Raw genomic sequence first — 8,322 nt, forward strand, 5'->3', positions numbered from 1 at the left:
GCTTATGCCTCGCTAGCTGGAGCTTCAGCGGGAATATCCTGTGCGGCACGGGCAATGTCGATGTACTGGTCAATATCCAGCTTCTCGCCGCGTTCCTTCGGATCAATGCCCGCTGCTACCAGGATCTGTTCGGCACGAGCACCGGAGCCTGCCCAGCCGGAGAGGGCAGCACGCAGCGTCTTGCGGCGCTGGGCGAAGGCTGCATCGATGATGGCGAAGACTTCCTTGCGATCCGGGGCGTCGCTGCGGTCCTTGTCGCGGGTGAACCCCACCAGGCCGGAGTGGATCTTCGGCGCTGGCCAGAAGACGTTCATGCCGATCACGCCGGCCTTGCGCATGGTTCCGTACCAGGCGCCCTTCACCGATGGGACGCCATAGATCTTATTGCCCGGGGTGGCGGCCATCCGGTCGGCAACTTCGTCCTGCACCATGACCAAGCCATTGCGGATGGAAGGGAAGTGCTCCAGCAGGTGCAGCACTACCGGGACGGCAACGTTATACGGGAGGTTGGCGACCAGCGAGGTTGGCTCGCCGGGAAGTTCGGTGACCTTCATGGCGTCGGAAAGGATCACGGTCAGATCGTCTTCTCGGCCAGGGCGGAACTCGGCCATGGTCTGCGGCAGTCGTTTTGCCAGGGGTGGATCGATCTCCACAGCAACGACCTTGGCGGCGGCATCCATGATGCCCAGGGTCAGGGAACCTAGGCCCGGGCCTACTTCCAGCACTGTTTCGGATGGGTCGACTTTGGCGGCGGCGACAATGCGGCGGATGGTGTTCCCATCGATCACAAAGTTCTGCCCCAGCGTCTTGGTAGGGCGGATTCCCAGCTCTTCGGCCAGACGACGGATTTCGGTGGCCCCAAGCAGCGGCAAAGATTCCTTAGACATCACAAATCCAATTCTAGTTCAGCTAGATTGATCCAAACATAACAACGCGACGCATCCACCGTGATGGTGGACGCGTCGCGTTGTTATTCGGCTTTTGCTTTTAGCGCAGGCCCAGCTTGGACGAGCACGATGGCCAGTGGCCCCAGCCGCCTGATCGACGCAGCACTTCAGCTGCAGCGATCTGCTCCTGCGGAGTCGCCTGGTGCGGCAGCGGTGCGTACTTGGTGCCACCCACATTGCGCCACGACGATGCAGAGAACTGCAGTCCGCCGTAGTAGCCGTTGCCGGTGTTGATCGACCAGTTGCCACCGGATTCGCACTTGGCCAGGGCAGCCCAAGTCGAGGAGATGCTGCTCGGGGTTGGAGTGTTCTTGGAAGTTGAAGTTTCCTTCTTCTCTTCCTTGGTGCCAACACGGATTTCCTCGGCAACGGGCTTCTTGGTGACCTTGGACTTGAGGACTTCTTCCTCGCCCTTCTTGCCGTTGCGGGTTTCCTGGCGCAGGGTCAGCTCACGCTCGCCCTTCTTGCCTTCGGTCTTGACCTCGGTGTCGCCCTTATCCAACGAGCTGTCCTTGACCTTCTTGGTCTCGAAGTCGATGTCGCGCGTTTCGTCCCACGTCTTGACCGTTACGTCGATCACCTCGACAGTGGTGCCCGCGGCCAGCTTGACGCTGTCCTTGACGTCCTTGTCGGTTTCGTCCTTGATCTTGACGTTGATTTCGTCGTTGCCGTCGACCTTGATCTTCTCGTCGGCAAGCAATTGCTTGACGGTCAAAGCAGTCGTTGCGATTTTCTTCTTCTTGTCCTTGACGACCAGGGTCATTTCCTTGGGCGTGATGACTTCCAATTCATCGCTCAAGGCTGCGAGCTGCATGTCCTCATCGAGGGAAACCTCGGAATCCTTATCCAGGTCGAGCTGTTCAACCACGTCGGCAACGGTCATGCCGGTAGTGTGCACAACGCGCTCGGTGCCATCCACGGTTACTTCGATCGACTTGTTGCGCTTGATATCAACAAGCTGCTGGTCGGCAAGCTCGGAATCCAGTGCTGCGGAGATCTCGTCGCGCTCAGCCAAGGCAACGTCCTGCTGTTCCAGCAGTGCGCCAACGGTGGCAGCACGGGTGGTGATTTCCTGGCGCTGGCCGTCCACCGACATGACGACCGATTTCTGGCCAGAAATATAGAAAACAGCACCGGCAATAACCACAGCTACGGCGAGCGCCTGAGCCAGGTATTTCACCCAGGTCTTCTTGAGCAAGTGAGTCACGGTAATGAGGTCCCCATCGTTTGTAGACCCAACTGCGGGAATCCTGTCAGGATCTCCGGTTGGGCCCGGCAGTGTTCGCTGCCTGTCCTTCAGTCAAAGTTGCGCCGTGTTTCCACTTGCAGCAAGGCGTGAGGATCAGGCTGTCCTGAACACACCGTGCCGAAAATAGGCGGGGGCGGTACCGGACATCTCATCCACCGTAACCGAATTGTTATATTTGTGGCAAGTGTCCTGTAACGAGACACACAACCTCCGGGTCTAGAATTCTCCGTACACTTCTCGCGTATTCGCATCGATCCGGGTGCAGAATTCAGCCAGATCGATCCCCTTGGTTTCCGCCAAGAACCTAGTCGTGTATGGAATCATGTAGCTGGCGTTCGGGCGGCCCCGGAAGGGGTGCGGCGTCAAGAACGGTGCGTCGGTTTCTACCAGAAGCAGTTCTGGATCCGCCAGCGCCAAGGCCTCGCGAAGATCATGCGAATTCTTGAATGTCACAGTTCCAGAGAACGACATGTACCAGCCGTTGTCGTTGCAGATCCGGGCTAATGCCGCGTCCCCAGAGAAGCAGTGGAAGACCACTTTCCCCGGCAATGGCGCGTCCTTGAGCACGCGGACCACGTCCTCATGGGCATCCCGGTCATGGATCTGCAGGGCCTTGCCCTGCTCCACCGCAATGCGCAGATGCTCCCGGAAGGAATGCTCCTGGGCGCCCCGTCCGTCTTCACCGGTACGGAAGTAGTCCAACCCGGTTTCGCCAATTGCACGCACCCGCGGATCCGCGGCAAGTTCTTCGATCCGCGCGATCGCTCCTTCCAGCTCCCCGCGTTCAGCCAGACGCGCGGCATCGTTGGGGTGAATGGCTACCGCGGCCAGGATATTCGAGTACTCGTTAGCTACCTGGACCGCGTATTCCGATGACTCCACGTCGCAGCCGACCTGGATCAGCCCTTTCACGCCAACAGCTGCCGCCGCCGCCAGGGCATCGGCAGCCGTGACCTTCACAGTTCCGTCAAGGAAATCCAGATGCGTATGGTTATCGACCACTGGCACTGGAAGCGCTTCTGGCGCTTCCGGGTACTGCAAATTGCGCTGGCTTCCGCCCTTTTCATTGCCAGAAGCACGCGACCGCTCCCCCTGCTCTGCTGCAGCGGCTTGCTCCGTCGGGCGGTAGGCCTCGGGAACCAGGGTGGGATCAGTGTGCTTCTTCTTGGACACGGTTATCCTTTGCGCGTGAATACTGGGATCGAATCTGTGGTTAATTGTGGCACCACTAGGGGTAGCAACGACAATCAGGTGCTCAGCTCCCGGTAGTTAGGCTCTGTTGCTGGACAAAAGATCCCCATATGATGTGATGCAAGACCCAATTGAATGAATGCCGCGGCGATCGATCTTGCCAACGATTCGTTCTTCAGGAGGAACCGCGCATGAGTGCAAACCGAACAGTGCCGTCGCTTGATTCGGCATTCCAGTCCAATTGCCAGCGCATTTTCGATGCTGTCCAGAGCGTCATCACCGGCAAGCCGGAGGCGGTGACTAGCGCATTGACGGTTCTGCTGGCACAGGGCCACCTGCTGGTGGAAGACGTTCCCGGGGTCGGTAAGACCATGCTGGCCAAGTCATTGGCGCGCAGCGTCAATGGTTCGGTGCACCGCATCCAGTTCACCCCGGACCTTTTGCCCAGTGACGTCACCGGTGTCTCGGTTTACTCCCCGCAGACTCACGAATTCACTTTCCATCCCGGACCGGTCTTCGCCAATATAGTCATCGCCGATGAAATCAATCGTGCGAATGCCAAGACCCAGTCGGCATTGCTGGAATGCATGGAAGAAAAGCAAGTCACCGTCGATTCGATCACCCATCGGCTGGAGCAGCCTTTCATGGTCGTGGCCACGCAGAACCCGGTGGAATCCGAGGGCACATTCGCCCTGCCCGAGGCACAGCGTGACCGATTCATGGCACGGCTTTCGCTGGGTTACCCACAACGCGATGCCGAAATCACCATGCTCACCGGCCGGCACCAGTTCGACCCATTGGAAGCACTGCAAGCCGTGGTGCAGCTGGCTGATCTGGGATACATGATTGAGCAGGTTAAAGCGGTGACGGTCACAGAACGGCTAGGCGCCTACGTGGTGGATCTGGGCCGAGCCACACGCGAGCACCCGCAGGTGGCGCTGGGGGCCTCGCCTCGCGCACTGATTCAGTGGGTTCGCGCGGCCAAAGCCCATGCCGCGATTCATGGACGCGACCACGTCTTGCCAGAAGACGTTCGCAGCGTGGCCCAGATGGTGCTGAACCACCGGTTGATCCTGACCCGGCGAGCGGTTGCGGACGGCTTGGATGCCAGCGCCGTGATCCAAGAGCTTGTTGCCAGCACCCCAGTGAGCTAACGGGCAGCCATGGAGAAGATTCCCCGCTACGATTCGCGCGATGCCCTCTCCTGGACGCGCACCGAAAATTCGGCGACAGCCCTGCGGCGTTGGCACCTTGACCTGTTCACCGTGCGCGGTTGGTGCACTGCCGGAGCTGGCGGCCTGCTGGTGTTCGTGGCATATCTCCTGGGCCGGCACGAAATGATGGCTTTGGGCCTGGCCCTGGTGGCGTTGGCTTTGGCGAACTGGGGTTTGGCCTTGCGCCTGCGCGGACGCACGATTATCCACCGGGAGCTGCTCTCGGCGGTTCCCAGCGTTGGCGAGGTCAGCAAGTTCCGCTTGTCGTGTGCTGAGCGTTCCATCATCCAGGAACAATTGCCGGAGGATTTCGGACCCGGCCCACGATTCCAGGCCCCGGGTTCAATCGAATACGAATTGGTGTTCCGCACACGCGGGATCCACCTTGTGGGACCAGCCCAGCAAATAGTCGTGGACCCTCTGGGGCTGATACAGGGAATGGTGCGCACCGGAGCGAGCCTGCAGATCCCCGTGCGTTCCCAATTGCACCGGTTGGATCGTTTCGCCCCGCTCGGCGAACGAACGCTCACTGGCGATGCGAAATTCTCCAGGAGCACCACCACCGACTACTACGATGTCGCGACGCGCGACTACCAGCAAGGCGACTCCGTTCGCCAGGTGCACTGGAAAGCCAGCGCCCGGCACGGAAAGCTCATGGTCCGCCAGGAAAACCACGTGGCAACCGCGCAGGCGCTCCTGGTCCTGGACACTTCCTTCGAGCATTGGAATCACAGCGGATCGGATCTGAGGATCTCGTTGCCGCAGGCTCACGCGGAGGCACTCACCAGCAGCCGCCGCTTTGAAAATGCGTTGTCGTTGGCCAGCAGCATCGGCCTGAGATATGCCACTAGCGGCTACCAGCTCGCCTTCCGGGACCTCACCGGGGCCTCGTTGGCGCAACGGGACCCGCAAAGCGTCTCCGAGCTCGGCGCGCTGAACAGTTTTGAAGACTTCCATGCCGCAACTTCGGACCTGGCCTTGGCCAACGGAACAGTTGAAGCCAACGGTTCCGAGATTCTGGGCAATACCCTGCGCAAGGAGCTCTTGGTGTTCCGCGAAGAACCGGTCATCATGATCCTCGGAGAGCTCACTGCGCCGCAGGCAGCTTGGCTGGCTACGCTCTCGCGCACCGTGCGCAATGTCGAGGTTTTCCTGCTGGTCAGCCACCCTGAACGCTATCGGCAGATACAACTTGAATTGGCTCGCACCAGCTGGAAAGTGCACATTCTTCCCGGCGATATGGCGATAGACGAGATGTGGGGATAATGAGCGCTGGCCGTGCTGGGGCAAACACTCTAGCCCCGACTCCTGAAAATCCGGACCCGAGCGGTGGCTCGGCTCCCGCGATGCGGCTTCTGCTCGTGCGGGTTGCTGCTGTCTGCTGCCTTGCAGTCGCTGTATTAGCGGGTGCCGCCTCGCTGTCCGGGGTCATTGAAGGCTCCAGCTGGTTCCCGGCCTTGGTCCTCCCGGTCTTCGCCGTGCACCTGTGCGCCGGTCTGCTGCGCGCAGTCCGCCGCTTGCGCTGGAGCGCTGTTCCTGCTGCGGCAATCGTCGCCGTGGCATCCATTGCGCTCAGCGATGCCCGGGAAAGCAACATCTACGGTTTGCCTCTCGCCCAATGGGTGTGGAATGTGCTTGGTGAAGCGGGAATCCAGCTAGCTACCCAGGTGCCGCCGGTAGCCAATTCCCGCTCTGTGGCTTTCAGCGTATTGTGCTTCACTTTGGCAATCAGCCTGATCGTGGAAATGCTGGCCAGCTCGCGGCGCATGGCCATGCTGATCATCATTCCCTTGTCCCTGGCGCCGATCATCGCGTCGCTGTTCAAGCAGGAAGGCGCCGGAATTGGCTATCTCGCGCTGCTGTTGTCGGCAGTGCTCGGCTATATTGCGCTGATTCCGTATCTCTTTGCCCCTGCATCTTCCAAGCATTCCCAAGTGATGCTTCCCGCGCCCAGGACGCTGGGAATTCTGGGTGTCAGCGTGATGGCCTGTGTCGGTGCCCTCTTGGCGGCCAGCATCTGGATGCCTGGTTTCCGCAGCGGCATGTTCTCCGAAGGGCAACGTCCTTCGGGTGATCTGCTGGCCAGCAATGTCGATCCGCTGATCAACCTCGGAAGAGACCTCCGCTCGAACAGCGGTGTTCCCATCCTGGACTACTACACAACTGCTGAAGAAGCGCCTTACCTGCGCACTCAGGTGATCAAGGATCTGTCCGCAGACCGCTGGGAACCAAGCGAAAGCTCCATGCAGCACACGCTTGATGGCACCTCCGCGGTGTCAACGAATTTCAGCACGTTCAACAGCACCGATGAAGTCTTGCGAATGACTTGGCCTGATGGCATCAGCAGTCCGGTCCTCCCTTTGCCCAACCAATCCTATTTCGTGCAGGGCATCGTCGGGGATTGGAACTGGACCTACGAGACCTCGGTGGCTAGGCTCACTGGCGACGCCATGGCATCGACCAACGACATTTCAGTGGCCTACGCGGATTTGGCCATCAGCACGCAAATGGTCCGCAACGTTGGGCACATGGGATTCGACGCCAGCGACCAGCTGCCCGAAGAATACCTGCGTCTTCCGCAGGATCCTGACAACGGATTGGAACCGTTGCTGCAGCAAACCCTCGATGAGGTTTTCGGCAAAAAGGGGAAGCCTGCCAACGACATTGATACCGCCGTGGCTTTGCAGCATTTCTTCCGTTCCGGGAATTTCGTGTACTCCGAACGCACCCCGCTGCGCGAAGGCTACGACGGGGCCAATCGTCGAGTTGTCGAAGCATTCCTGGCCCGGCGCCAGGGGTATTGCGTGCACTTCGCCTCGGCGATGGCCCTGCTGGCTCGTGAAGCCGGAATCCCTTCGCGCATTGCCGTGGGGTATGCACCCGGTGAAGCCAGCGGAGACACTCTCGAAATCACCGGGGACACCGCCCAGAGCATGCTGGAACGGCGCCTGGAAGAAGGTACCGAGCTCACCGGATATACCGTCAGCGGGAAACAGTCCCACGCGTGGCCAGAATTGTATTTGAACGGGCTGGGTTGGATTCCGTTCGAGCCCACCCCGGGTCGGGGCTACTCGCCAAGTTACGCGCCGGAACCAACTCCTACGTCGAACCCGCAAGAAAGCACTGCACCCCAAGTGCCCACCGAGCGCGGCAACCCGAGCCTACCGGCCAGCGCCGCGCCTTCTGCGCCGGCACCGTCCGCAGATTCTGGGACCCAGGGCGCAAAGGCAGTGTGGCTGTTGCCAGCGGTCCTGTTGCTGGCCTTCCTCGCACTGGGAGTTGCTCCGTGGCGTCGCCATCGCCTGCGTGAGGAGCGGCTAGGACGCGTGCGCCGTGGCGGCGCTGATGCCGCTCCAGCTCTGCTGGCCGAGCTGCAGGCTATTGGGGCCGATTACCGGGGGCCGGCCGGCAGCCACGAGTCGGCCGGTGACTACACTACCCGGCTGGGCGAAGACCATCCCCAAGTCGCCAAGGATTTGCAGTCCCTGAAAACTGTCATCCAAGAGAGCTTCTACGCCAACAGGCATCCCAGCGCTGATGATGCCGCTCCGCTGCTTGACGCCTTGCACGCGATCCAGGGCAATTTGCGCGGCGAGCTGTCCTTTATCCAACGAATCAGGGCATTCTTGTTCCCTGCTTCGGTGCACCCGCGTCATTCGCGCTCGGAAGAATCCACGCGAATCGACATGTAGCCATTGGTTTAACCGGCCAAGGGCCCCCC

General features: G+C 60.4%; 6 protein-coding genes. 3 read left to right on the top strand and 3 right to left on the bottom strand.

Features of this window, described 5'->3' with window-relative positions:
• Window positions 1–2: 2 nt before the first annotated feature.
• From rsmA to ACNPN0_RS18240, 3 genes are all read right to left on the bottom strand, one after another.
• Window positions 3–887 carry a 16S rRNA (adenine(1518)-N(6)/adenine(1519)-N(6))-dimethyltransferase RsmA gene (rsmA, locus tag ACNPN0_RS18230; RefSeq protein WP_105657482.1) on the bottom strand — a complete coding sequence of 295 codons (885 nt, stop codon included), beginning with the start codon at window positions 885–887 and terminating at the stop codon, window positions 3–5.
• Between the two features lie 100 nt (window positions 888–987).
• On the bottom strand, window positions 988–2,154 hold the full coding sequence (locus ACNPN0_RS18235) for a resuscitation-promoting factor (RefSeq protein ID WP_105657481.1): 1,167 nt from the start codon (window positions 2,152–2,154) through the stop codon (window positions 988–990).
• 258 nt (window positions 2,155–2,412) lie between these two features.
• Window positions 2,413–3,369: a TatD family hydrolase gene (locus tag ACNPN0_RS18240; RefSeq protein WP_105657480.1), complete on the bottom strand. Its 957-nt coding sequence runs from the start codon at window positions 3,367–3,369 to the stop codon at window positions 2,413–2,415.
• Between the two features lie 209 nt (window positions 3,370–3,578).
• Here ACNPN0_RS18240 and ACNPN0_RS18245 point away from each other — a divergent pair, with 209 nt between their 5' ends.
• The 3 genes from ACNPN0_RS18245 to ACNPN0_RS18255 all read left to right on the top strand — a co-directional run bounded on the left by ACNPN0_RS18245 (window position 3,579) and on the right by ACNPN0_RS18255 (window position 8,293).
• Entirely contained in the window at window positions 3,579–4,541 is a 963-nt protein-coding gene (locus tag ACNPN0_RS18245) for an AAA family ATPase (RefSeq protein WP_105657479.1), read from the top strand.
• 9 nt (window positions 4,542–4,550) lie between these two features.
• Window positions 4,551–5,867 (top strand): DUF58 domain-containing protein, encoded by a 1,317-nt coding sequence (locus tag ACNPN0_RS18250; protein WP_448937568.1) that lies wholly within the window; start codon window positions 4,551–4,553, stop codon window positions 5,865–5,867.
• 80 nt (window positions 5,868–5,947) lie between these two features.
• Window positions 5,948–8,293 (top strand): transglutaminase family protein, encoded by a 2,346-nt coding sequence (locus ACNPN0_RS18255; RefSeq protein WP_448937567.1) that lies wholly within the window; start codon window positions 5,948–5,950, stop codon window positions 8,291–8,293.
• The last annotated feature ends 29 nt before the right edge of the window (window positions 8,294–8,322 follow it).

This window comes from Glutamicibacter sp. AGC84, from assembly GCF_053543575.1.